Source organism: Variovorax sp. 10L421 (genome assembly GCF_056395365.1).
The window spans coordinates 1-22679 of the sequence record NZ_JBFTJJ010000041.1; the positions used below are offsets into that span (position 1 = coordinate 1).

21 protein-coding genes and 1 pseudogene are annotated in these 22679 nt (G+C 66.8%); 9 read left to right on the forward strand and 13 right to left on the reverse strand.

All coding sequences use genetic code 11. From position 1 onward, the window contains the following. Both AC1DFC_RS28685 and AC1DFC_RS28690 read right to left on the reverse strand, forming a co-directional pair. The coding region (locus AC1DFC_RS28685) for a DUF6531 domain-containing protein (protein WP_478180484.1) at window positions 1-2981 on the reverse strand (2981 nt) is incomplete at its 3' end. A gap of 52 nt (window positions 2982-3033) precedes the next feature. After that, complete coding sequence (locus AC1DFC_RS28690) at window positions 3034-5964, reverse strand: type VI secretion system Vgr family protein (protein WP_478180485.1); 2931 nt, start codon at window positions 5962-5964, stop codon at window positions 3034-3036. Window positions 5965-6299: 335 nt separating this feature from the next. Between AC1DFC_RS28690 and AC1DFC_RS28695 the strand changes: the two genes are divergently transcribed. Beyond that, a complete protein-coding gene (locus AC1DFC_RS28695; protein WP_237726081.1) occupies window positions 6300-6887 on the forward strand; it encodes a hypothetical protein in 588 nt (195 codons plus the stop codon). A 45-nt stretch (window positions 6888-6932) separates the two neighbouring features. Here AC1DFC_RS28695 and AC1DFC_RS28700 read toward each other — a convergent pair whose 3' ends face one another. The 4 genes from AC1DFC_RS28700 to AC1DFC_RS28715 all read right to left on the reverse strand — a co-directional run bounded on the left by AC1DFC_RS28700 (window position 6933) and on the right by AC1DFC_RS28715 (window position 9610). Beyond that, window positions 6933-7388 (reverse strand): lysozyme inhibitor LprI family protein, encoded by a 456-nt coding sequence (locus AC1DFC_RS28700; protein ID WP_413333797.1) that lies wholly within the window; start codon window positions 7386-7388, stop codon window positions 6933-6935. Beyond that, the gene (locus AC1DFC_RS28705; protein WP_478180486.1) at window positions 7385-7897 is read right to left on the reverse strand and encodes a glycoside hydrolase family protein; all 513 of its coding nucleotides are present in this window, start codon (window positions 7895-7897) and stop codon (window positions 7385-7387) included. Before AC1DFC_RS28705 ends, AC1DFC_RS28700 begins: the two co-directional genes overlap by 4 nt. A 335-nt stretch (window positions 7898-8232) precedes the next feature. Further along, on the reverse strand, window positions 8233-8523 hold the full coding sequence (locus tag AC1DFC_RS28710; protein WP_478180487.1) for a putative quinol monooxygenase: 291 nt from the start codon (window positions 8521-8523) through the stop codon (window positions 8233-8235). Between the two features lie 148 nt (window positions 8524-8671). Then, entirely contained in the window at window positions 8672-9610 is a 939-nt protein-coding gene (locus tag AC1DFC_RS28715; protein WP_478180488.1) for an AraC family transcriptional regulator, read from the reverse strand. A gap of 281 nt (window positions 9611-9891) precedes the next feature. Here AC1DFC_RS28715 and AC1DFC_RS28720 point away from each other — a divergent pair, with 281 nt between their 5' ends. The 3 genes from AC1DFC_RS28720 to AC1DFC_RS28730 all read left to right on the forward strand — a co-directional run bounded on the left by AC1DFC_RS28720 (window position 9892) and on the right by AC1DFC_RS28730 (window position 12416). Continuing rightward, complete coding sequence (locus AC1DFC_RS28720; RefSeq protein WP_478180489.1) at window positions 9892-11094, forward strand: MFS transporter; 1203 nt, start codon at window positions 9892-9894, stop codon at window positions 11092-11094. A gap of 38 nt (window positions 11095-11132) precedes the next feature. Beyond that, window positions 11133-11951: a 2,5-didehydrogluconate reductase DkgB gene (gene dkgB / locus AC1DFC_RS28725; protein ID WP_478180490.1), complete on the forward strand. Its 819-nt coding sequence runs from the start codon at window positions 11133-11135 to the stop codon at window positions 11949-11951. 150 nt (window positions 11952-12101) lie between these two features. After that, window positions 12102-12416, forward strand: a complete 315-nt coding sequence (locus AC1DFC_RS28730) for an NIPSNAP family protein (RefSeq protein ID WP_007832404.1) — start codon at window positions 12102-12104, stop codon at window positions 12414-12416. Window positions 12417-12430: 14 nt separating this feature from the next. Here AC1DFC_RS28730 and AC1DFC_RS28735 read toward each other — a convergent pair whose 3' ends face one another. Continuing rightward, entirely contained in the window at window positions 12431-12955 is a 525-nt protein-coding gene (locus tag AC1DFC_RS28735; protein ID WP_478180491.1) for a hemerythrin domain-containing protein, read from the reverse strand. Between the two features lie 254 nt (window positions 12956-13209). On the opposite strand from AC1DFC_RS28735, the gene AC1DFC_RS28740 reads away from it, so the two are divergent. Then, complete coding sequence (locus AC1DFC_RS28740) at window positions 13210-14049, forward strand: alpha/beta hydrolase-fold protein (RefSeq protein ID WP_413333808.1); 840 nt, start codon at window positions 13210-13212, stop codon at window positions 14047-14049. Window positions 14050-14108: 59 nt separating this feature from the next. On the opposite strand, the gene AC1DFC_RS28745 is transcribed toward AC1DFC_RS28740, so the two are convergent. After that, a complete protein-coding gene (locus AC1DFC_RS28745; RefSeq protein ID WP_413333810.1) occupies window positions 14109-14363 on the reverse strand; it encodes a hypothetical protein in 255 nt (84 codons plus the stop codon). A 516-nt stretch (window positions 14364-14879) separates the two neighbouring features. Here AC1DFC_RS28745 and AC1DFC_RS28750 point away from each other — a divergent pair. Further along, complete coding sequence (locus AC1DFC_RS28750) at window positions 14880-15368, forward strand: hypothetical protein (protein ID WP_413333812.1); 489 nt, start codon at window positions 14880-14882, stop codon at window positions 15366-15368. Window positions 15369-15390: 22 nt separating this feature from the next. Here AC1DFC_RS28750 and AC1DFC_RS28755 read toward each other — a convergent pair whose 3' ends face one another. From AC1DFC_RS28755 to AC1DFC_RS28775, 5 genes are read right to left on the reverse strand one after another with little or no spacing between them, the layout of a single operon-like run. Further along, complete coding sequence (locus tag AC1DFC_RS28755; RefSeq protein WP_413333814.1) at window positions 15391-15867, reverse strand: nucleoside deaminase; 477 nt, start codon at window positions 15865-15867, stop codon at window positions 15391-15393. A 23-nt stretch (window positions 15868-15890) separates the two neighbouring features. Next, window positions 15891-17171 (reverse strand): cyanate transporter, encoded by a 1281-nt coding sequence (locus AC1DFC_RS28760; RefSeq protein WP_413333816.1) that lies wholly within the window; start codon window positions 17169-17171, stop codon window positions 15891-15893. Continuing rightward, entirely contained in the window at window positions 17168-18370 is a 1203-nt protein-coding gene (locus tag AC1DFC_RS28765; protein ID WP_478180492.1) for an amidohydrolase family protein, read from the reverse strand. The genes AC1DFC_RS28760 and AC1DFC_RS28765 overlap by 4 nt, the downstream gene beginning before the upstream one ends. A gap of 35 nt (window positions 18371-18405) precedes the next feature. After that, entirely contained in the window at window positions 18406-19881 is a 1476-nt protein-coding gene (locus AC1DFC_RS28770; protein ID WP_478180493.1) for a sodium:solute symporter family protein, read from the reverse strand. Next, the gene (locus AC1DFC_RS28775) at window positions 19878-20093 is read right to left on the reverse strand and encodes a DUF3311 domain-containing protein (protein WP_007832390.1); all 216 of its coding nucleotides are present in this window, start codon (window positions 20091-20093) and stop codon (window positions 19878-19880) included. Before AC1DFC_RS28775 ends, AC1DFC_RS28770 begins: the two co-directional genes overlap by 4 nt. A gap of 166 nt (window positions 20094-20259) precedes the next feature. Between AC1DFC_RS28775 and AC1DFC_RS28780 the strand changes: the two genes are divergently transcribed. The 3 genes and pseudogenes from AC1DFC_RS28780 to AC1DFC_RS28790 form a co-directional block, all read left to right on the forward strand. Next, window positions 20260-21045, forward strand: a complete 786-nt coding sequence (locus tag AC1DFC_RS28780; RefSeq protein WP_478180494.1) for a GntR family transcriptional regulator — start codon at window positions 20260-20262, stop codon at window positions 21043-21045. A 63-nt stretch (window positions 21046-21108) separates the two neighbouring features. Then, window positions 21109-22059: a DMT family transporter gene (locus AC1DFC_RS28785; RefSeq protein WP_478180495.1), complete on the forward strand. Its 951-nt coding sequence runs from the start codon at window positions 21109-21111 to the stop codon at window positions 22057-22059. A 49-nt stretch (window positions 22060-22108) separates the two neighbouring features. After that, window positions 22109-22679 (forward strand): annotated as a pseudogene (locus AC1DFC_RS28790) (TorF family putative porin); the annotation flags it as partial.

Consider the following 22679-nt stretch of genomic DNA (forward strand, 5'->3'; position numbering starts at 1 on the left):
CGGCCGTTGCGGTCGTAGGCGAAGCGCTCGGTCTGGTCACCGGCCTGGCGCTCGCTCAGGCGGCCCAGGGGGTCGAATTCGAGCCGGGTGCTGTGGCCGGCTTCGATGACTTCGGCCAGCACGCCGCTGGCTTCGTCGTAGCGGTACTGGGTGGTCTTGCGGTCGAAGCCGGTTTCCTCGAGCAGCCTGCCGACCGGGTCGTAGCGGAAGTCGTAGCGGCTGCCGTTCTCGTTGTGCAGTTCGCGCAGGCGCCCCAGCAGGTCCCAGTGGTACTTGAGGGTGTGGCCGGCCGCGTCGGTGCGCTGGGACACGAGGCCGGCGCGGGTGTAGCTGTAGCTGGTGCGGCGGCCCAGCGCGTCGGTGTGGGCGAGCAGGCGGCCCTCGGCGTCGTGCGCGAAGTGCTCGCTGGTGTTGTCGGGGTGGACGATCTCCTCGAGCTGGCCCGGGTGGTTGGCGTGGTCCGCCGGCATCGCGGCCCGCGCGGTTTCGCCGGCTTCGGTGTAGCGGTACCGGGTGGCTTGGCCCAGGGCGTTGGTGATCCTGGCCAGGCGGCCGCGGCCGTCGTAGGCCCACTGGGTGGTCTTGCCCGAGCAGTCGGTGTGGCTGGCCAGCTGGCCGTCGGGGGTGTAGGCGAGGGTCTTGACGCCGCCCTTGGCGTCGGTGATGCGCACGGGGCGCCCGGCGGGGTCGTAGGCGTATTCGGTCTTGTGGCCGAGCGGATCGATCTCTTCGGTGAGGTTGCCGTTCGCGTCGTAGTCGCGCTTCCAGGTGCCGCCCTCGGCATCGAGGATGCCGGTGACGCGGTGGCGCGCGTCGTAGGCGTAATGGACGCTGCTGCCGTCGGCGCGGGTGTGGGTCTTGAGGTTGCCGTTGGCGTCGTAGACGTAGTCGTCGGTGGTGCCGTCGGTATGGATGTGGCGCGTGATGTTCTTGGCGTCGTCGCGCAGGAACCACTCCTCGCGCTTGTCCGGGTGGATGATCCGGTAGGTGTAGCCCAGCACGTCGTAGTAGTACCAGGTCTCGGCGCCGAGGGCGTCGGTCAGGTAGGTGAGCCGGATGTTCTTGTCCCACTCGAGCGTGAGCGCAAAGCTGCCGTCGTCGCTCCACTCGCGCACGGCCTTGGCGTCGGCGCCGGTGCCGTCGTACTGCAGGTTCATGCCGCGGCCGGTGCGGTCGGTGTAGCGCGTGACGAGGTGGTGGCTGTAGCTGTAGTGCCAGCCGGCGCCGTTCTCGTCCTGCGCGGTGGCGAGGTCGCCTTCGCCATCGTGGGTGTAGGCGGCCAGCTGGCGAACGACGCGGCCGTCCTTCAGCTCCCACAGGGCCTTGATGAGGCCGGTCTGCGCATCGGGTTGGGTGCCGACGTGGGCGATGATGGCCTCGCCCTGCCTGCTGACGATGTCGCTCAGCACCTGCTCGCCGGTGGCGGCAATCACGTGGTCATAGCGCAGGCCGATGGCAGCGCCGCTGTTCGTGTGTTGCGCCACCAGCCGGAAGTGCTGCTTGCCCTGCGAGCCGGCCTTGGCGGCGATGGTGTCGACGAGCTCGTAGGTCTCGCGCCAGTCGGCGGCTTCGCCGGCCGGCATGGGCTTGCCGAAGTCGACCGCCAGCAGGCGCTCGCTGAGGCGTGTGAGGGTGATCTCCTCGATCGGGTTGCGATGGCTCTGTCCCACGGCCAGCAGCGGAAAGGCGTGGCTGCGGCCGTCGGCGCCGTGATAGATCAGGCTCATCTGGCCCTGGCGGCGGCCCTTGGCGGCCTTGGCGACGTCCACGCGCGTGCTGTAGGGCGTGATCCAGCGCGCGCCAAGGCTGCCCTGGTCGAAGGCGGCCAGGTCGCTGCGGTAGGTGCGCGTCCAGGTGATGGGCAGAGGCGCGCCGAGTACGAAGTCGGTGTGGCCGAAGCTCTCGCAGCCGGTGGCCAGGCTGATGGCGCCGCCCGCGGCGGCTTTCGTGCAGTTCTTGCAGCTGGGGTCGCCGCTGGCCGGCACCTGGGCAGATGTGGCGCCCTGTTCACCGCCGGGCTTCTTGCTCTCCACCTGCGTTCCGTTGTTCGCGGAAATGTTGGCGCTGTGCTTTCCCTTGCGCCTGAGCAACGCATCCTTGAGGATCTTGATCATCCACTTGATGCCGTACTGCAGGCCCTCGTCGCCCAGCCGCATGATCTGCCGCCGCGCCATGCCCTTGAGGTCGGTCAAACTGGCGACGGTGTCCCGGATCATCGCCTTGGCGCTGTCGGGCAGCGCATAGTGGCTCGTGGTCGCCGCGACGTAGTTGGCGGATTTCTTCGCGGCCTCGGCCGCGGCGGCCATCATGCGGCTCCAGGTGCTCTGGGTCTTGGGGTCGTAGGTGTTCCTTTCGGCGGCGACACCCGTCGCGAACACCGGCTTCTCCCCCAGCGCCACCTGCAGCGCGCCGATCAGCGCGTCGGCGATGCCGTCGACCTTTTTCGCGCAGGACTGCAGGAAGCCGTCGAGTTGGCCGAGCGCCTCGTCCACGAACTTGTCGAGCGTGCCGGCAATGGTGTCGTTCAGGTGGGTGACGAGCACGGCGATGAACGCCTCGCCGATGTTCGGCACCACGTTCCTGGCCGACTTGGCGATCTCCTGCTTGAGCAGGTGCAGCATGGGCCGCAGGCTCATGCGCGCCGCGCCGGTGGCGGGCGGAAACGGGATCACGCCCAGCAGGTTGATGGCCAGGCTCACCCACTGCAGCACGTCGCTGTACGCCTTCTTGGTGACCATCTCGACGAGGTCCCAGACCGCGTCGATGAGCGCCATGATGTTGCCGATGACCGGCAGGCTGCCCGCGAAAGTTGTCAGCACGTTCAGCGTGACGTAGTCGTTAGTGAGCTTGCGCAGCCACTTGTCGATCTTGGCGGCGCCGGCGCCGATGTCTTCCTCGCCGATGGTGTTGAGCGGCGCCACCGCGGTCTGGCGCTCGCGCTCCTTGGCTTGCGCGTCGTTCTGGGGGGCCTGGTCAGCCATTCGCGAATCTCTCCCGTGTTCTCTGGTGGTCGTCGTCGAGCGGCGCCGGCGATCAGCCCGCGAAGCCCGGCGTCTGGCCGAGCGGCAGCGTCGGCATCGAAGGCAGCGGCGCGGGCAGCTTGGGCACCATGGCGCCCACGGTCTGCGCGGCCATGCCGCTGGCCGCCTGGCCGACCTGGCCCAGCAATGCCTTGGCGCCGCCTTGCTGGATGGCCTGCACGGCGCCGACGGCCTGCTGCGCCGTGCTTGCCGCCTCGCTGGCCTGGCTCACGAGGCCGGCCGCCCTGCCCAGTGCTCCACCAGCCTGGCCCAGCAGGCCCGTTGCTGCGCCGCCGAACAAGCTCGATCCGCCACCTCCCGCATCGATGGACTTGTCGCTCGCGGGCTGGGCGGGCCAGCGGTTCGGCTGGCCGAAGTAGCTGCCCGTATCCCATGGATCGCTCGGATCGCCGCCGAACGTGACCTTGGCCTGGCCGAGCGGAAGCCCCGCCACGGAGGCGAAGCCGTTCGCGTCGAGCTTGCCGGTGTGCGTGCCGCCATCGGAGTCGACCACCGTGTAGTCGCCTTGCTTCACGCCCTGGCGCTTGGCGCCGTCGGCCTTGACGTACTGGTGGTACAGGTCGAGCTGCCCCCGCGGCAGCTGCGTCGGCTGGGGCAACCGGGGCTGTCCATCGCTCTTCGGCCCCACCAGCGAGTGCGATGCGGCATGCGCGCGCCACAGGCCGTTGGTGCCGCTCTCGATGCCACCGGAATTCCAGCGCGTATAGCTGGAGCCGCCGTTGATAAGAACCTCTTCCTTCGCCGTGATGGTGATCCGGTTGGCCTCCATCTTGACGTTGAGCTTGGCCAGTACGTTGATGCTGTCCTTCAGCGCCGTGATGTCGATGTCGGCGGCCGCGGCCGCCATGCGGATGCCGTTGTTGAAGGCGACCATGCGCACCGCGTCCTTGGCGCTCACCAGGAAGCTGTTGCCGGTGGCAAAGCTGGCATGCGCCCCGCTGGTGATGGCCGTGTGCTCGACGCTCACGATGTGCGTGGAGCCCTGTGCCGTGGCCTGGATGCCGGCCGGACTCGCCAGCGTCAGGTGCGGCTCCTGGAACTCGGGGAATTCGCCCTGGGCCGCGTTGCCGCCGCTGCCCCTGATCGCATCGTTCTGCTCCTTGAGGCCCTTGGCGACCTCGTCCTGGTCGCCCGCTTCGTGTGCCTTGGCACCCTTGGCCGCCTCCGCCAGGCTCTCGTGAAGGTCACGGCCTTGCGTCAGCCGGCCCACCGTCTCGCGCATGTCGGTGATGTGGGCCTGGGCGTTGGGCCGCGGCTCGGTCGTGACGAGCAGGCCCGCCTTCGCCCGGATGGCGCCATGCCCATCGGTGCGCAGTTCGAAGCCCTGGCCCCGATCGTCCTTGCGCCCCGCGGTGTCGTCGATGCGCCCGATGTGGCCCAGGCTCAGGCTGGAGCTTTGATGGTCGCTCTTGAGCTGCGCCTGGATCTTGCCGGTCGTGTCGTCGAGCGCCAGGTGGTTGCTCTGGCCGCCCTTGAGCTCGCGGCTGCGCAGGCCCGCCAGGTGCTTCTGCTCGGGCAACTGCCAGGCGGGCATCTCGTCGGCGTTGTGCACCCGGCCGACGACGATGGGGTGGTCCGGGTCGCCGTTGAGGAAATCGACAACCACCTCCTGGCCGATGCGCGGCAACGCGGCCATGCCGAAGGTCGAGCCGGCCCAGCCGAGCGACACGCGCAGCCAGCAGCTGGAGTTCTCGTTGTGCTGGCCCAGGCGGTCCCAGAAGAACTGCACCTTGATCCGCCCGTACCTGTCGGTCCAGATCTCCTCGCCGGCCGGGCCGACGACCACGGCGGTCTGGGGCCCCCGCGTGCGCGGCTTGACGGTGCTGCGCTTCGGCCGCCATGCGTAGGTGGTGGGCTGCACGTCGAAGGCAAAGCGCTGGACGGAGCCCTCGGAAGCGCTCGCGCCTTCGCTGGCCTGGAGGTTTTCCTGGAGGTCGTAGTCCACGCCGAGCAGCAGGTACTGCTGGTTCTGGTCGGCGCGGGGATGGCTGGCCAGGCGCATGGTGAAGCCCGGCGCCAGGTCGCGCCGGTTGGAGCGCCCGCTCGCACGGCTGCGCTCGCTCAGTTGCTCTTCGTTGCGCACGCGCGCATAGGTTTCGCCATCGCCGAGCTCGGTGTGGTTGCCGGGCCATTCGTACTGCTCGAAACCGTCGTGGTCGTGGCCGGGCGGCATCTGCCGCTGGGTGGTCAGGTCGGCCTTGGGCTTCTCGAAGTCATAGTGGCGGCGCTGGTGCCGGCCGGGGCGCACGCTCTCGTGCTGCATCCATTCGGTGACGCGTTCGGCAGGCTCCAGGCCACCGGTCATGCCGGCCTTTTCGTCGGGGTGGTAGCGAAGCTCTTCGCCGCCGGGCAGCGGGCCGTGGGAACTCGCGATGTCGTCGGCGAAGACCAGCGTGTGCTGCCCGGCCTCGTGGCGGAAGAAGTAGTAGATGCCCTCGTGCTCGCACAGGCGCGAGACGAACTCGAAGTCCGTTTCCCCGCCGGTCGGCCCCCCGTACTGCACGCAGTAGTCCCAGGCGCGGTAGCTGCGGCTGAGCTTCTGCTCCATGGGATAGCCGTAGCGCCCGAGGACGGCCGTCACGATGTCGGGAACCGTTTGGTCCTGAAAGATGCGGTAGTCGCTTCTGCGCGTTGCCAGCCAAAGCCAGGGACGCAGCCGCATCTTGTAGAAAGACTGCCGGCTGTCTTCTTGAGACAGCCCGAAGCTGGTCACGATGCCGCCGAGATGGCGGGTGTCGCCATGCTCCGTCTCGATGGCGACGGAGGCGCTTTTCCCGAGCAGCGCCTTGGGGTCGATGGCGTTGTGGCTGCCCAGCAGATCGACGTCGAAGGTGTACGGCTGGCTGAGTGCTTCGCGGCCGGCCAGGCGATGGAACTGAAGCGCATCGCCTGCCGGCGTGGCGATGATGACGCGCCGCGTCATGGCGACAAGGACGTGCGTGCACACACGCCGTCGTGGATGGACATGGGATCTCCCTGCAAATGACCGCCGCTGTGGACCAGGGCGAGCTTTGTTCGATTATGTAAGGCGCTGCAGCCTTCGCGTAAGCACCCAAAAGTAGCACCGCGCACAGCTCGAACGTGGACGACTTCACGAAGTGCCCGCTTGCTCGCCGTGATCGCCGGATGCCCTCCTATGTGGCCGCGGCCGGCATCGATGACTTCGATGGGCTGCGACCCGAACATGTATCTTCAGCTCATGCCCGGCGCCACCGAACTCCCCCGCCGCACCTCCCGCCTTTTTCATCGGCAAGACCCATGAGCCCAACGATTCAATCCGCCCCGAGTGCAAGACGCTTCACACTCCCGCAAGGCCTGGCGATTGCCTCCGCGCTTTCGATGATCCTGCTGTGCCCGGCCACCGCCGCCGCGGCACCGAAAGCGCCGCCGCAGTTCACCGACTACCCGACCACCGCGCACGATCAGCCCCTTGCAGGCTCACACCCACCACTGCGGCTGACGACCCGAACGGCCCGGCGCTACACCACAGTCATCCACCACGCCTACAACGAGCCGCCCAACTTCGCCGGCCATCTGCGGGTGGCAGCCTGGGGATGCGGCACCGACTGCCGCAACTTCGCGGTACTCGACCAGAACACGGGCCAGGCCTACACCCTTCCCAACGTCGATGCGATCGTGGGCGCCATGGGCAACGGCGATGAGCGGGTGGATTTCCGGCTCGACAGCCGGCTGCTGATCATCTCCGGCAGCTTCAATGAGAAGCCTCCGGAAGGCAAGTTCTACTATCTGTGGACGGGGCAGCGCCTCAAGCGGATCTTCACCGAGCCATTGGCTGTAGAGATGATCGACACGTCTCCCGTGGAAACCCAAGCACCTGCGCGCTGAGACGGGGCCCGGCACGCCCCCCTGCGTGAAGGGCGTCAGAAGTACCTAGCGATCGCAGCTGTGCTGGCGCTCGACCTTCTTGGCCATTTGCTCGTTCTCATGCTGCACGCACATCGACATGGCCATCGGCTCGAGCGATCCGCCACCATAGGCCTTGGCGGCGCTGCGTTTGCAACCGCGATCACGCGCGGCTGCCCAGCGGGAAATCGTGGCTTCGAGCCGGTCCTTGCAGGCCGGCAACTGCTCTGCCTTGTTGGCGATAGCGTGCTGAAGAACCAGCTCCGCCGCGACAGCGTCACGGTATGCACAGATGTTCATTGCAGATTGACTGGCATCGCAGTTGGACAGGAGGCCACGCAGCGCGTCTTCGGCCAGCCCGGAGCGATGCGCCAATGCAGCCACCACCTCTTCGGGGCCGGGCTGGTACTTCGGGGGGGACGAAGACGCGGCCGCGCCTGCAATCGCGAGTGCCCCCAGCAATAGAGCCGCTACGCGCTTCATCGTGCAGGCCGAGCGGTGGGTTGTGCAGGCTGAAACGGCGCTGTTTCCTCACGCCGACGGTTTGCCAGACCCTGCGAACGGATGGCCCGCAAACGACGACCCCGGGCATCGCGGGGACGCACAAAAACGTTGTTATTCATATGAGTCACAACATCGGCATCAGCACCCCGGTTGGCCGCGTCCAGCACCGACCTTGTGCCCGTCACACCGAGGTTGAAGGTATAGCTCACCAGCGCATCGAACTGGGCTTGCGTAAGCGTCTGCCTGTTCACGTGCCGGCGGACACCGGCCTCGGCGGTGTGTAGTCTGGTTGCCAACTGGGCATCGACCTGCGCGGCTGTAACGGGGCGTACCAGTTCTTCTGCGGTGCAAGGACCGTGATGCGCGAGAGCGCCGACTCCAAATGTGCAGTTGTTCGCCAGATCGTTGTAGTACTGAAGGCGAACATCCTCGCGACGGCGAAGCTCGGCACGCCCGCTGGCGCTCATAGACATGTTTTCATTGGCCATTTCAACTCCCTTGATTTCTTACAGTGGCTCATGCTTGAGTCGCCGACGGCGCCACTATTTTTTGTCTTAGCCAACTCGGCGGAGGGCCAACATGGCCCTCACGAAATCATAGTGTCACTTCAAGACTGCCCCTCTCGTTGACGCAGCCTGCGCAAGCTCGTTATCTGCGTCCGGGATCGACGTGAGCTCCGGTCCGCCTATCCGAGCTCAATGCGTACTACTTGGTGTGCCCTGAGGGGAGCGCGGAGGACTCGCGGGCTATGGCGTTTCGGAAGTGGCTGCTGGAGGGGGCGGCCGCACCAGTTGCCTGATTGCTTCCTGCTGCCGCCCTCAAATCAAAGCTCGTTGCAATAGCTACTGACAGGCGCCCCAGCCAGCTCAGCCGCCATCGTGTCCCAAGCACCGGACGACACCACGCCTGCGATATGCGCCTCATGCTTGCTCCGAGACTCCCACGACTCGACCAGCGTGAACATGCAGACGTTGTCGCCGTGCCCATACAACCGCACGCCACGGCACCCATCCGCCGATGGCAGCGACTGCTTGACCTGCTGCATGAGTTCGGCGAACGCCGATGCGCGCTCGGGCTTGGCTTCGAAAGTGATGATGACGTTGATCGGGTTCATGGAAATTTCTTTGTCGCTGGCTTGAAGAAAAAGGAAGAACGCAGGTTAGCCAGCGCCCTCTCCCGCGCCAAGGCGCGAAGCTGCGAAGAAATTGACCATGGCTGCGAAGGATGCGACCGGCCATCCCCCACATCAGCCCTTCAGCCCATCAACCCGCCTGCACGCGCCGCACGTACTCCGCAGGCGTTGCCTCGAACCGCCTGCGAAACGCGCGATGGAAATGCGCCGCGCTCTCGAAGCCCGCCTTCGCGGCCGCATCGCCGGGCCGCAGCCCCGCGCCCAGCATCAGCATGCGCGCCTCTTCCAGGCGCAGGTCGCGAATGCAGCGCATCGGCGTGACCCCGGCCACCTCGCGAAAACTGTGCGCGAAGTGCGAAGGGCTCATGTGCACGTGGCTGGCAATCTCGGCCACAGACAGTGGCCGGCCCAGATGGCGACGCATGAAGGCGATGGCCGTCTGTATGCGTGCACCGGCCTTGGTAACGGCACCCGCGCTGCGGATGGCGGCCGCGGCCTCGGAGCGCAGCAGCCGCAGCACGATTTCTTCAACCGCCAGCGGTGCGAGCGTGCGGCGATCCACCGGGTCGTCGGCCGCCAGCAGCAGGCGGGCGAAGGCCTCGACCACCTCCGGCCCCACCGCAGCCGTGAAGTTCTCGGTCACACGGGCCGGCTCGGCCAGCGTGCCACTTTCCGCCAGCGCGACAAAAGACTTCACCAGCATGTCGGGCGGCAGGTCGAGATGAATCGCGAGGTACGGATGCTCGGCGCTCGCCTCGACGACCGTGCCGAGGCACGCCACCTCGGCCCCGAGCACCAGGCACTGCGTGGCGCCGTAGTCGAGCGAACGACGGTCGCCACCGAGGTGCGCGGTCTTGCGGCCCTGCAAGACCACCACCACGCCCGGCGTGAGGCGCTGGGTTTTCTCGTAACGCACCGGGCGCGAGAACCGGTAGCAGCGCAGCCCCGGATACAGCGCATCGGTGCGGCCGTCCGCAGGGGTTCGCGCCGCGACCATGTCGCGCAGACGGGCCCAGGCGGCGGTGGGGATGGCCTCGGGCTTGTTGTCGGCGACGGGCGGAGCTGGCATCGGTTTTGTTGTGGGGAGGAGAAGAAAAGCGGAATGCGCAGCGTTGCCGGTTGGCGCGTACCCGTTGTCGGGGCGCATGGCCGATGCTATTGGGTGCTGCCGATGTTCTGTCGCAGCGCTTCATCCGTTGCAGCCGTCGCTTCTAGAGTTTGCATGCACGGAAATCGCGAGCCGAGCGCCACCGATACTTGACGACAACACAACTATCTTCTGCCCCAACCCCCATTTATCCGCAAAGGTAACCGCAAGACACTCCTCTACATCCAAGAAGGAGTGCTCTCATGCCAATCGCCTTGCTCGCGCTGACTCTCAGCGCCTTCGCCATCGGGACGACCGAGTTCGTCATCGTTGGCCTCATCCCCACTGTGGCCGCCGACCTCGGCATCGGCCTCCCCTCCGCCGGCCTGCTTGTCAGCCTCTACGCGCTGGGCGTCGCCATTGGCGCGCCGGTGCTCACCGCCCTCACGGGCAAGCTGCCGCGCAAGGCGCTGCTGCTCGGGCTGATGGCGCTGTTCACGCTCGGCAATCTGCTGGCGTGGAAGGCGCCGAGCTATGAATCGCTGATTGCCGCCCGCGTGCTCACGGGGCTGGCGCACGGGGTGTTCTTCTCCATCGGCTCGACGATTGCCACCGGCCTGGTGCCGAAGGAAAAGGCGGCGAGCGCCATCGCGATCATGTTCACGGGCCTCACGGTGGCGCTGGTCACGGGCGTGCCGCTGGGCACGTTCATCGGGCAGCACTTCGGCTGGCGCGAGACTTTCCTGGCGGTGTCGGCGCTGGGCGTTATCGCCTTCATCGGCAGCTGGATCTTCGTGCCCTCCAACATCCGCCACACGCCGCCGGCCTCGCTGGCGCAGCAAGCCAAGGTGCTGGCCGAGCCGCGCCTGTTGCTGGTGTATGCGAAGACGGCCATCGGCTATGGCGGCTCGTTCATTCCGTTCACGTTTCTCGCGCCGATCCTCACCGACGTGTCTGGCTTCAGCGCCGGCGCGGTGGGCTGGGTGATGCTGGTGTACGGCATCTCGGTGGCGGTGGGCAACATCTGGGGCGGCAAGCTGGCCGACCGCAAGGGCCCCATTCCGGCGCTGAAGATCATCTTCGCGTTGCTGGCCGCGGTGCTGCTGCTGTTCAACTTCGCAGCGCCGCACAAGTGGCTGGCTCTGCTGGCGGTGCTGATGTGGGGCGCGGTGGCTTTCGGCAACGTGCCGGGGCTGCAGGTGTATGTGGTGAAGCAGGCCGAACGCTTCACGCCGCAGGCGGTGGACGTGGCCTCGGGCCTGAACATCGCGGCCTTCAACCTCGGCATTGCCGGCGCGGCCTGGATCGGTGGGCTGATCGTGACGCACCTGGGGCTGATGCACACGCCGTGGATTGGCGCACTCGTTGTGCTGGTGTCGCTGGCCCTCACGCAATGGAGCGGATCGCTTGATCGGCGTGCCGGCATTCCTGTTCGCGCTTCGGGGCCGGTGCCGGTCGGTCACTGAACCTCCCCCCTCTTTTTTCAACACACAAGGACAACGCCATGAAGACGAACAACAACCCCATTCCCGCCTTCGGCCTCGGCACCTTCCGCCTGAAGGGCCAGGTGGTCATCGACTCGGTGAAGAACGGCCTCGACGTGGGCTACCGCGCCATCGACACGGCGCAGATCTACGGCAACGAAGCCGAGGTGGGCCAGGCCATTGCCGAAAGCGGCGTGGCCCGCAGCAGCCTCTTCATCACCACCAAGATCTGGACGGACAACTACGCCAAAGTCAAGCTGGTGCCCAGCCTGAAAGACAGCCTCGCCAAGCTGCGCACAGACCATGTCGACCTCACGCTCATCCACTGGCCCTCGCCCGGCAACGCGGTGCCGGTGGCGGAGTTCATGGGTGCGCTGGCCGAGGCCAAGGCGCAGGGGCTCACGAAGCACATCGGCGTGTCTAACTTCAACATCGCGCTGATGAAGGAAGCCATTGCGGCCGTGGGCGCGGAGCAGATCGCCACCAACCAGATCGAGCTGCACCCCTACCTGCAGAACCGCAAGGTGGCTGAGTTCGCGAAGAGCGCCGGCATCCACATCACGTCTTACATGACGCTGGCCTACGGCAAGGTGCTAGGCGATCCGGTCGTCGAGGCGATTGCCAAGGCGCGCAACGCCACCGCCGCACAGGTGGTGCTGGCGTGGGCGATGCAGCTGGGCTACGCGGTGATTCCGTCGTCCACCAGGCGCGCGAACCTCGAAGGCAACCTGAAGGCGCAGCAGCTGCGCTTGACGGATGCCGAGATGGCGCAGGTTGCGGCGCTCGACCGCGGCGAGCGGCTTACCGACCCGGCCGGTCTGTCGCCGGTCTGGGACTGATCGTCAGCGTCTCCTGCCATGCGTGCAGGCGCGGCATCACGCGCTGATGGCCGCCTGCGCCTGCCGGCGCCGTGGGCCGCATCGATCGATTTGCCCCTCAGGCACTCCGGTGCTTCAATGTCGGCTCCTGCCATGACCAAGGAGACTTCCATGGCCTACGAAGCGCGATATGTCCTGCGACCCAACCCCGGAGCCGATCTCGGCGCCGTCATCGAAGCCCTGAAGGTGGGCGCGGCGCTCTGGAAGAAGCACGGTGCGCCCGACCCGCAGCTATGGAGCGTGGCCGCCGGCGAACTGGGCAACTATGTTCTGACCGTGCAGTTCGAGAACGCGGCCGCGTACGCGAAGGTCACGGACCCTCTGTCGGCCGACCCCGAATTCCGCCGCTGGCAAGCGGACAACGTGCAGTCCGGCGCGTTCACGTGGGTGCGCAGCAACCTGATGCGCGAGCTTCCCCTGCCCTGAAGCCGCCGCCACGCTCAATGGGAGCGTCGTCGTCCACGCTCCTTCGCGGCGCGTACCTCCTTCGAAATGGACGAGACCACGGCGGCCCATTCCTCTGCCGTGAGCAGCAGCGCCGTCTGCGAGTGAAGGAGCGTGTCTTCCTTGTCCAGGTGCACGTTCATGAACTGCCGGTGCCGCTGCAACAGGGCCTCGGCCTCCGCGGCCGCTCTCGCGTCGCCGGTTTCGGCGCGCTTCAAGGTGGTCTTTGCCTGCGAGAGGAGGCCGTTGCAGCATTCGCTCTCCGAGTCGAGTTCATCGAGAAGCTCGTCGGCTTCGCTCGACCTTCCGCGCAGCATGTTCAGCATGACGACGCCTTTGGGGCGGTGGGTCGTTTCTTCGAAGTCCTGGAGACGTTCGATGACTTCGATGGCAGACGCCGCGCGTTGTCCGGTGCGCGTCCCGTCGCCTGTCTTCATCGCCGTATCGAGTCGAGCCAACAACTCCCGGGTGCGGGCGTGCTCGGCGTGCAGGATGGCCCATGCGCATTCGGCTGCCAACATGCTTCACCTCCTTTTTTTGGAGCAGCGAACTGCTCCGGGATTGCCTGTGAGCTTTAGTCTTTAACGCCATGGTTCTACATGGTTGCAGCCGGTGCCGCAAGCCTCGTCTCGAAGGCCGGCTTGTCGCCCGCCCCGGGGATTGATACGACTGTTTCAGGGTCTCGTCTACCCAGGCCTGGGCCGCGATCGCGGCAGCCCGTGGCATTCTGAAGAGAGGTGCATCTTCAAACTACACAGGCGATGGAGGACATCCGATGCGGCATGAACGCTGGCTGCGCGCGTTCGCATGGGCCGGAAGCTGCGCGCTTCTGGTTGCGTTCGGCATGTGGAGCGGCGGTGGCGCGGCCATTCCCGATGCGCCGGCCGCACCGCCCGCGGCGAGCAGCCGCGTCGTCTCCGGCACCATCGCCTCGGCCAGGACCGGCGCGACCTATCCGCTCGAAATCTACCTGCCCGCCTCTTACGACGGCAGCTCGGCGGCGTATCCGGTCATCTATGCGTTGGATGGCGATGCGGTCTTCAATCCGCCCGGTACGCGGTTCGCGAATTTCAGGGCCGTCCTCGAGGCACGCCGCACGCAGGCGATCCTCGTGGGCATCGGCGGTTCGGCCCGACGCGGAAGGGACTACCTGCTGCCCGGGGCCCTTGCGTACCACGACTTCCTCGCGCTCGAGCTCGTGCCCTTCATCGAAGCGCGATACCGCGCCGATGCGCGAAGGCGCCTGCTGACGGGCCTGTCGCTGAGCGGCAGCATGGCCGGCATCGCCCTGTTTCTGGAGGGCGCGGCGGGCCAGCTGACGTTCTCGCACTTCCTGTCGTTCGAAGGCTCGTTCGGCGTTCAGGCGGACCGGCACCAGGCGCTCGAAGAAAAGATGCACGACGCGCTCGGCGGCAAGCCCTTGCCCGCCACGCTCTTTCTCACGCGCTGCGGCAACCCCGCGGAGTGCAACTTCGAGCCCGTGGGCGGGATGTACAAGCGGCTCCTGGCCCGCTCGTACCGGGGCCTGGTGGCCACGGAAACGACGTATTCGACGACGCACATCGGCACCGATGTTCCGTCGTTCACCGACGCGGTCGCGAAGCTGTTGCCATAGTTCGCCTGGCCGGCGGGAGCAACGTCGCGGAGCAAAAGTTGCTGCGAAGGCAGTCGTCTTCATGCCGCGGGTTCGCAAACCGAATCGAGCGCGTACCTGAGTTCGCGCTCCTCTTGCGAGGTCATCGCGAGTGCGAGGGTGCGGAACTCGGCCTTGTAGCAAGGCAGCATCAGTGCCGCGGTGAGCGAGTGAACGCCACTGCCGTGCGCAATGTGCTCGTGGCATGCGACAACGCTGCGATGGATTTCGAGTGCGCGTGCGACGCGGGCCGAGGCCTGCGTTGTGGTGCCCACGTCGCTTCTTGTGATGCTCATTGCCGGCTCCTCATGGCGCGCTGCGAGTGGCGCCGTGAAGTCACTCTATTCAGCAGTAGGCGGAATGGTGAGTAACAACATCGTCGCGAATCCGGACGGTGCACTCCACAAGCCGCACAGGAAATCAGCGCCAAGTTGCGATTCCTGCCTTTCGCGAGAAATTTCTGAGCGGTTGACGATAGACAACAGTGTTAGCGCGCTCGGTGCCATACAACGCCCCGTCACTTGACGGGAGCGTATTGAATGGAACGAAAGATTCTCGTGGTCGGAGATCCGCCAGTCCCTGGCGGCCGGGTGCTGCCCTACGACGGCCCTTTGCTCGATCTGCATGGGCACCGCGTTGCCCTGATCGGCGGCAGGGCCTACTGCGAAGGCTGCAATAGCGTAGGCATCATCGCCGAACGACACCTGGTACGGAACAACTCAGTCGAGGGAGCACGCGGAAGATCTCAGGTCTCGCTCCAACGCAGACAGCCTCGCGTCCTATATCCTCGGCGTTACCGGTTGAGACACATCGTGACCAAGCACCTTCGATTCCTGGGGCCCTTGACCCTCGCCCTCGCAATGCTGAGCCCGGCTGCCGTGCTTGCATGCAGCCCAATCAAGCTCTTCTATGTGTACTTTGAGCGCGATTCCGCGACGGTATCCACCGACCAGATCCTGAAGCTTGGGGCCTGGATGCAAGAGCTCCGGACTCGGTACACCAACCACGAAGCAATCTACATCGGAGCCTCAGTCAATCCGGAAGAGCGAGACCACGATCCCAAAGGCCTGGGCCTGGAGCGGGCACGCAACGTGGCTCGCGTTCTTCGAGAAGAACTGCGCTTCAGCGCCAAGATCGCTCTTCCCAGGAGCAGCTATGTCGCCGACCCCGAGTCTCTCTCGGGCGGACCTGCCACAGACCAGCGGGTTCTTGGCGTGCAGCTCGACTTCCTGCCGGCTTGCCCGCATGAATGCACCTGCCAGCTGGGCGACCCACTCCACACGCCGCAGACACCTCGCTGATCCGACTGCGATCAGTTGAAGCTCACGCTCCTTTGCGCGCCGCAGCCCAGTCGCAAAGAATCTGCACCGCCTCGCGGTCCATCTTCTGCTCGGCGGGCAAGCTGCGTTGTGCAAGCGTCGCACCAGCCTCGGCCCGCAACACATCCACATCGATCGGATGTCGAGCCGCCACGGTCACCCCGTCGAACGCCTCGCCCGACTGCGCAAGCGAAGCCGCGTAGTACAACTTCGCAATGCCCGCAATGTGCATTGCCGCCACGCACATCGCGCAGGGTTCGCACGAGGTGTAGAGTTCGCTGCCCGACAGGTTCACGGTACCGAGCTTGCGGCATGCATCGCGGATGGCTTCGACTTCGCCGTGCGAGGTGGGGTCGTGGTGGGCGACGGAGTGGTTGAAGCCTTCGCCGACGATCACGCCGTCTTTCACGACGACGGCACCGAAGGGCTCGGTGCCGGGCTCCTGCAGGGCTTGGGCAGAAAGGGCCAACGCCCTTTGCATGAAGTGTTCCTGGTACATGGTGCTCAGACCTTTCTGGTGGCTGCGCCTTCGAGCGCGGAGAGAGATGGTGCATCAGTCTGCGGCGCGCGCGAATCGAACAGGCCTGCCGTGGCCGCTGCATAGCGGCGCGGGTCGAAGCACAGCACGAGCGGCAGCAGCGCGACCACGACGGCGGCAAGGTAGGCCCACGCGAGCGTAAAGCCGCCGGTGTGCTCGCGCACCCAGCCGGTGACGAAGGGCGCGAGCGCCGCGATCATGAAGCCCACGCCCTGCATGAAGCCGGCGAGGGCGCCGGCCTGTGCGGGGTCGGGCAGGTGGTCGAGGGCGAGCACCATGCACAGCGAGAACGCGCCGCCGAGGCCGAAGCCCAGCACGACGGCGATGGCGACTGCCGGCACGGGTGCGTCGAAGGTCAGCGCGCAGAAGCCGGCGAGCTGCGCAACGAGCGTGAGCACCAGCCAGGGGCGCAGATCACGGCCGCGACTGCGGGCGATGGCTGGCATCGCGAGTGCTGAAACCACCTGCGCGGCGGTCATCAGCGCGAGCACCGATCCGCCCTGCTGCGCGGTCCATCCTTGTTGTGCATAGAAGTGCGGAAGCCAGGCGACGAGGCTGGTGTAGCCGCCGTTGATGAGGCCGAAGCACGCGGCCAGCAGCCACGCGCGGCGGCTTGCGAAGCAGCGCAGCCACGAGAGGCTTTGCCTTGGCGCATCGGCGGTGAATTCCATGCGCCGCATGTTGAGCCAGTACAGCAGTGCGAAGACGGCAAGCAGCGCCCAGATCGACAGGCCCGCGTGCCAGTCGGGCTGCGCGCCGCCGAATGCATGCGCCACCCACGGGCTGGCCATGGCGCCGAGGCCGCCGCCGCCCATGATGGCGGCGGAGTACAGCCCCGTCATGACGCCGATGCGCGTCGGGTAGGCCTGCTTCACCACGCCGGGCATCAGCGCCTGGACCAGGCCGACGCCGGCGCCGGCGAGCGCAGCGCTCCACAGCAGCGCGGCTGCACCGCCGGCCGCGTATCGGCTCGCGCAGGCCAAGGCGATGATGGCAAGCCCGAGCGCGACCCCGCCGCGCGCGCCAACCCGCTGGCCGACGGCCGCGCCGAACAGCGAGGTCGCACCCATCGCGAACATCGGCAGCACCGTGAGCAGCGCCACCGCATGAAAGCCGATGCCGGTTGCAAGGCGGATGGGTTCGAGCAGCGGGCTGCTGGACGTGAGAAAGGCGCGCAGGTTCAGCGCAACCAGCACGATGACGATCGCGAAGGCGATGCCTCCGTCACGACTGCGCCCTGCCCTCACAGAGACGCCACATCCGCCTGCAGCACGCCGTTGCGCGCCACGATGCAGCCGCCCGCCACCACCAGCTTGCGCACGGGCCGCGAGACGACGGCGTGCGCGACGGTCTGCGCATCGACCAGCACGAGGTCGGCGCGGCAGCCCGCCTCGAGCCCGTAGGCCTCGAAGCCGCAGCCCCGCGCGCCCGAGTGGGTGACGGTGTCGAGCGCCACGGCGATCTCGTCGTCGCGGCGCAGGTTGTAGCGCAGGCCGATGATCATGGCGCGCTCCAGCATGTCGGGGTTGCCATAAGGCGACCATGTGTCGCGGATGCCGTCGTTGCCGCCGAGCACTGTCACGCCGGCCTGCCTGCAGGCCATGAGGGGCGGCACGGTGCGCGAAGGCGGCGCGCTGGTGATGAGCACCACGCCGAGTTTCGCCATGCGCGCCAGCAATGCCTCGCGCTCGCGTTCGCTCACGTCGCCCAGGCAGAAGCCATGGCTGATGGCCACCTTGCCCTGCATGCCCAGCGCCTCTGTGCGCTGCAGGATCAGGTCGAGCGAGAACGCGCCCATGGCACCGGGCTCGTGCAGATGGATGTCGATGGGGCGCTGATGCTTGTGGGCGATGCCGAACAGCACGTCGAGCGACTTCACCGGGTCGCCGTCGATGGCGCAGGGGTCGAGGCCGCCGAGCACGTCGGCGCCCAGCGCCAGCGACTGGTCGAGCAGCTCGGCCGTGCCCGGCCGGCCCAGCAGGCCCGACTGCGGGAATGCGACGATCTGGATCTGCTGCAGCTTGCTCAGCGCCTCACGCGTGCGGATGGTGCCTTCGAGATGGCGCAGGCCGGCCTGGGTGTCGACGTCGACGTGCGTGCGCAGCCGCGTGGTGCCGAGCGCCAGGAAGGCCTTGGCCAGCACCAGCGACTGCGGGGCCGCGTCATGCCCGCTGGCGTGGCGAAACGCGCGCTCGTTCTCGATCTTGTCGATGAGGTTCACGCCGACCTCGTTGCGGTACCAGTCCATGCCCCACATGGTCTTGTCGAGATGCGTGTGGCCTTCGACGAGGCCGGGCAGCAGCAAGGCGCCGTGGCCTTCCTCGACGGTGGCGCCGACCGGCGCGGCAAGCTCCGCGCCGAGCGCGGCGATGCGGTCGTCCTGCACCAGCACGTCGACGGGGGAGGCGCCCCCGGGGCGCACGTTGCGGATCAGGAGCGATGGCATGTGGGGCGGTCCGTTTCTCTATCTTGGTCTGGGCATCAAGCGGGCTGGGCTGCGATGGCGCGGCGGGTCGTGTTCGGGGTGAGCAGCGCCACCACGACGAACACCAGCGCATTCGTCGCCAGCGCCACGAGCCCGGTGTTGAGCGACTTGAACACGACCGGCGCGGCCGGGAACAGCGTACCCAGGTTGGAGCCGGTGGTCATCATGAAGCCGAGCACCGCACCGCCCGCCAGGATGCCGGCGAAGGCGGCGTGCCTGTTGCCGAAGGGCTTCTTCATGAGGCTGAAGAGCAGCGAGGGCAGCAGCTGCGTGAGCAGGCTCGAAGCGAAGATGGCCACCGACACGATGGTGGTGCCGCCGCGCAGCACAAAGTAAACCGCCACCAGTGCGAACACCGGCAGCACGCCGCGCGCCACGCGCGACACCTGCCTGTCGGTGGCGTTGGGCGCGAAGCCTTCCTTGTAGACGTTCTTGCCGATCACGGTGGATGCGGTGAGCAAAATCATCGAGCCCGGCACGAGCGCGGTGAGCACGCCGGTGCCGCCGATCACGCCGACGAACCAGGGGTCGAAGGTGTGCTTCACCAGGCCGAAGAGGGCCAGGTCGACGTCGGAGCCCTTGAGCCCCGGCACCTGCAGGATGGCCGCGAAGCCCACGAGGAACAGGAAGGCGATGACCACCTGGTACAGCGGCATCAGGATGGTGTTGCGGCGCACCGCGCTCGCGCTCTTGGCGGCATACACAGAGGTGAGATTGAACGGGTACAGGTAGTAGCCCAGCGCCGTCAGCAGGATGGTCGAGTTGTACCAGGTGAGGTTCAGGCCCTCTTTCGGGAACTCGAAGAAGCTGGGGTTCGCCGCCTGGATGGCGGTGAACATCGGCGTGACGCCGCCGTAGTAGTGCCACGGCAGGTAGATGCCGAGGAACACGGCAAGCGCGAGGATGAGGATGTCCTTCACGATGGCGATGCTGGCCGAGCCGTGGATGCCCGAGAACAGGATGTAGCTGACCATCACCAGCGTGCCGATCCAGATCGCCACCTGCGGCGCGATGGAGCCGTACGAGGCCTCCGACACGATGATGCCGAGCCCGCGCAGCTGGATGGTGAGCAGCGCGACCATGCCCATGAGCGCCACGATGGACACCAGCACGCCCAGCGCACGGCTGTCGTACTTGTGCGCGAAGAAGTCCGAAAACGACACCAGCTTGTGCGCGGTGGCGTAGCGCCAGATGGCCGGCAGCATCCAGAAGGCCATGAGATAGGCCAGCCCGCCGTAGGCCAGGATGTAGAAGGCCGGCGTGCCCTTGCTGTAAGACCAGCCGCTCGCGCCCAGGAAGGTGAAGGTGGAGAACGACTCGCCCGCCATCAGCAGGAACACCATGATGGCGCCCAGCCCGCGCCCGCCGATCGCCCATTGCTCCAGGCTCATGGTGCGCCCGCGCCGCGCGAGCACGGCGAGGCCCAGCGCGCCGATGACGAACAGGGCGATGACGCCGAGTGCCGCATTCATCGCGCGCCTCCGGTGGAGGAAGAAGGCGCATCGATGTCGCCTTCGGCGCGGTCGATGACCACCATGATCAGCGAGGTCAGCACCAGCCAGCTGACGTTCCACACCATCAGGAAGGGCATGCCGAGCACGAAGGTGGGAGCGACGGAGGACAGCCATCCCCCGCTGAAGAAGGCGGCGACCGGCAGCGCGGCAAGCCATTTGGCGGATTTCATGGGAGCCTCGATTCTTGTCTCGGGTTGTGATTTTCTGGAATTTTGGTTAACCATACATTTTTATTTGGTTAACCAAACGGAAGCGGATGGTACGGAGTGCACGGGGCCGAGTCAATCCGGGGGCTTTCCCTGAGGGTGCGGTCCGCAGGCAATAATCCGGTTGCCTATGCCCTCCGCCGCACGCAAGTCCCCAGCGACAGCCCCCTCCCCCGAGCCCGCCGAAGCCGACGATCCGAACGTGGACGAACGCGTCTACGGCGCGGTCTCCAAGGCCTTGCTGAGCGGCAAGCTGCGCCCCGGCACGCCCTTGCGCGAGCGCGCGCTGGCCGAAGCGCTGGGCTGCACGCGCGGCGCGGTGCGCAAGGCGCTGGCGCGGCTGGGCTCGGAAAAACGGCTGGTGCTGGAGCACAACCGGGGCGCCTTCGTGCCCAACCCCTCCATCGACGACATGCGCGGCATCTACCGCGCGCGCCGCATCGTGGAGGCGGGGCTGGTGACCACGCTCTTCGGCAATCTCTCACGCGAGCAGGTGGCCACGCTGCGCAAGCACGTGCAGGCGGAACAGAAGGCCTTCAAGGAAGGCCGGCGCGAGGACGCGGTCCGGTTGGCGGGCGACTTCCACCTGCTGCTGGCGCAGATGGCGGACAGCGAGGAGCTGCTGTCGTACATCCGGCGGCTGATCTCGAACACCGAGCTCTACAAGGCACTCTACGACTCCGCCGAGGCCGCGAGCTGCGCGCCGCGCGAGCATGAGCAGATCATCGAGGCGCTGACCACGGGCAAGTCGCTCGACAAGGCGCTGGCGGTAGCGCTGGAGCATCTGGACGAGCTGGAGCAGCGCGTGATCGCGGGCGCTGCGGCCGAGCAGGAAGTGGACCTTGCGACGCTGCTGAACGGCGGCGGCACCAGCAGCGGCAACAAGGGCAGCAAGCCGCACGCGCACGACCACTGAGGCATCCACGCTTCGCTCGCGGCCGAAGTGTGGCCGCGCCGGTCGGGGAATGATCGGCGCACCATGCACGCATCCACACCCTCCTCCATCGACAAGCCCCACGCCAACCTGGCCTTCGAATGGGCGCTGCTCGCGGTGCTCGCCACCTGCTGGGGCGCCTCGTACACCTTCATCAAGATCGGCGTGGCGACGATCCCGCCCGTTACGCTTATCGCGGCGCGCACGCTGATCGCCGGAGCGCTGCTGCTCGCGGTGCTGCGCATGCGCGGCGTGAAACTGCCGAAGGACGCCGCTGCGTGGCGCCGCTTCGCACTGCAGGCCTGCCTGAACAGCGTGCTGCCCTTCACGCTCATCGCCTGGGCCGAGCGCAGCGTCGATGCCGGCCTGGCGACCATCCTCAACTCGACCTCGCCGATCTTCATCTTCCTGCTGGGGCTGGGCCTCGGCGGCTCCGACAAGCCCACGCTGCGCCGCCTGTTCGGCGTGAGCGCGGGGCTGGCGGGCATCTGCCTGATCGTGGGCTTCGAGGCGCTGAACGGGCTCGGGCATTCGCTGCTCGCGCAGCTTGCGCTGGTGGCGGCCGCCGTCTGCTACGGCTGCGCCGCGATGTTCGGGCGCGTGTTCAAGGGGTTGGACCCGATGGTGCCAGCCGCTGGTTCGCTCGTCAGCGGCGCGGCGATGCTGCTGCCCGCGAGCATCGTCATCGACAGGCCGTGGACGCTCTCGCCGTCGGCCGCGTCGATGGCGGCGGTGCTCGCGCTCGCGGTGCTCTCCACGGCGCTGGCCTTCACGATCTACTTCCGGCTCATCAAGACGCTGGGGCCGATGTCCACCGCCGCGCAGGCCTATCTGCGCGTGCCCATCGGCGTGCTGATCGGCACGACGTTCCTGGGCGAGAGGCTGGCGCCCACGGCGTGGATCGGGCTGGCCTGCGTGGTGGCGGGCGTGGTCGCGATGACGATGCCCGGGACGAAATTTTTGCGCCGCGCGCTGCGGTTTTTACGCGGTGTTTAGACGCCCGCCCATACGCTGCCGGCTCCTCCATCCGTCAGCGAATTCTTCGATGAAAAAACTTCTCCGCATCGCCCTGCCGATGCTCGTTCTTCCCACCTTTTCCGCCCTGCCGATGCTCGCGAGCGCGCAACTCACGGGCAACGTGTCCATCACCACGAACTACAAGTTCCGTGGCCAGGACCAGGACATGATCGGCAAGAACGACTACGCCAAGACCAAGGGCTTCAAGCCCGCCATCCAGGGCGGCCTGGACTACGCCTTCGGCGACAGCGGCTTCTAACCACCGAGCTGTACGTCGCGGGCACCTACGCCAATGAAAGCCTCGGCTCCTTCACCGCCAAGTACTCGCACACAGTCTCCAAGGACTACTTCGGCTACGCAGGCAACAAGGCCGGCTCGGGCCTGAAGGGCACCAACACCGGCTACCTGAACCTGTCGTACAGCAAGGAGATCGTGCCCAAGGTCACGCTGAAGGCGGCCGTCGGCTACACGAACATGTCCAGCGACATCCGCAGCCTGGGCTACAAGAGCTACGTCGACTACAACGTGGGCGCGAGCTACGACTTCGGCAACGGCCTGTCGCTGACCGGTTCGGTGCAAGGCGCCAACAAGAAGAGCTC

Coding starts and splice junctions, on each gene's coding strand:
- AC1DFC_RS28695 (WP_237726081.1), top strand. CDS start 6,300: ATGAGCCCAACGATTCAATCCGCCCCGAGTGCAAGACGCTTCACACTC.
- AC1DFC_RS28755 (WP_413333814.1), bottom strand. CDS start 15,867: ATGCAAAGGGCGTTGGCCCTTTCTGCCCAAGCCCTGCAGGAGCCCGGC.
- AC1DFC_RS28715 (WP_478180488.1), bottom strand. CDS start 9,610: ATGCCAGCTCCGCCCGTCGCCGACAACAAGCCCGAGGCCATCCCCACC.
- AC1DFC_RS28780 (WP_478180494.1), top strand. CDS start 20,260: ATGCCCTCCGCCGCACGCAAGTCCCCAGCGACAGCCCCCTCCCCCGAG.
- AC1DFC_RS28745 (WP_413333810.1), bottom strand. CDS start 14,363: ATGAGCATCACAAGAAGCGACGTGGGCACCACAACGCAGGCCTCGGCC.
- AC1DFC_RS28740 (WP_413333808.1), top strand. CDS start 13,210: ATGCGGCATGAACGCTGGCTGCGCGCGTTCGCATGGGCCGGAAGCTGC.
- AC1DFC_RS28735 (WP_478180491.1), bottom strand. CDS start 12,955: ATGTTGGCAGCCGAATGCGCATGGGCCATCCTGCACGCCGAGCACGCC.
- AC1DFC_RS28705 (WP_478180486.1), bottom strand. CDS start 7,897: ATGGCCAATGAAAACATGTCTATGAGCGCCAGCGGGCGTGCCGAGCTT.
- AC1DFC_RS28730 (WP_007832404.1), top strand. CDS start 12,102: ATGGCCTACGAAGCGCGATATGTCCTGCGACCCAACCCCGGAGCCGAT.
- AC1DFC_RS28720 (WP_478180489.1), top strand. CDS start 9,892: ATGCCAATCGCCTTGCTCGCGCTGACTCTCAGCGCCTTCGCCATCGGG.
- AC1DFC_RS28690 (WP_478180485.1), bottom strand. CDS start 5,964: ATGACGCGGCGCGTCATCATCGCCACGCCGGCAGGCGATGCGCTTCAG.
- AC1DFC_RS28765 (WP_478180492.1), bottom strand. CDS start 18,370: ATGCCATCGCTCCTGATCCGCAACGTGCGCCCCGGGGGCGCCTCCCCC.
- AC1DFC_RS28785 (WP_478180495.1), top strand. CDS start 21,109: ATGCACGCATCCACACCCTCCTCCATCGACAAGCCCCACGCCAACCTG.
- AC1DFC_RS28710 (WP_478180487.1), bottom strand. CDS start 8,523: ATGAACCCGATCAACGTCATCATCACTTTCGAAGCCAAGCCCGAGCGC.
- AC1DFC_RS28700 (WP_413333797.1), bottom strand. CDS start 7,388: ATGAAGCGCGTAGCGGCTCTATTGCTGGGGGCACTCGCGATTGCAGGC.
- AC1DFC_RS28775 (WP_007832390.1), bottom strand. CDS start 20,093: ATGAAATCCGCCAAATGGCTTGCCGCGCTGCCGGTCGCCGCCTTCTTC.
- dkgB (WP_478180490.1), top strand. CDS start 11,133: ATGAAGACGAACAACAACCCCATTCCCGCCTTCGGCCTCGGCACCTTC.
- AC1DFC_RS28770 (WP_478180493.1), bottom strand. CDS start 19,881: ATGAATGCGGCACTCGGCGTCATCGCCCTGTTCGTCATCGGCGCGCTG.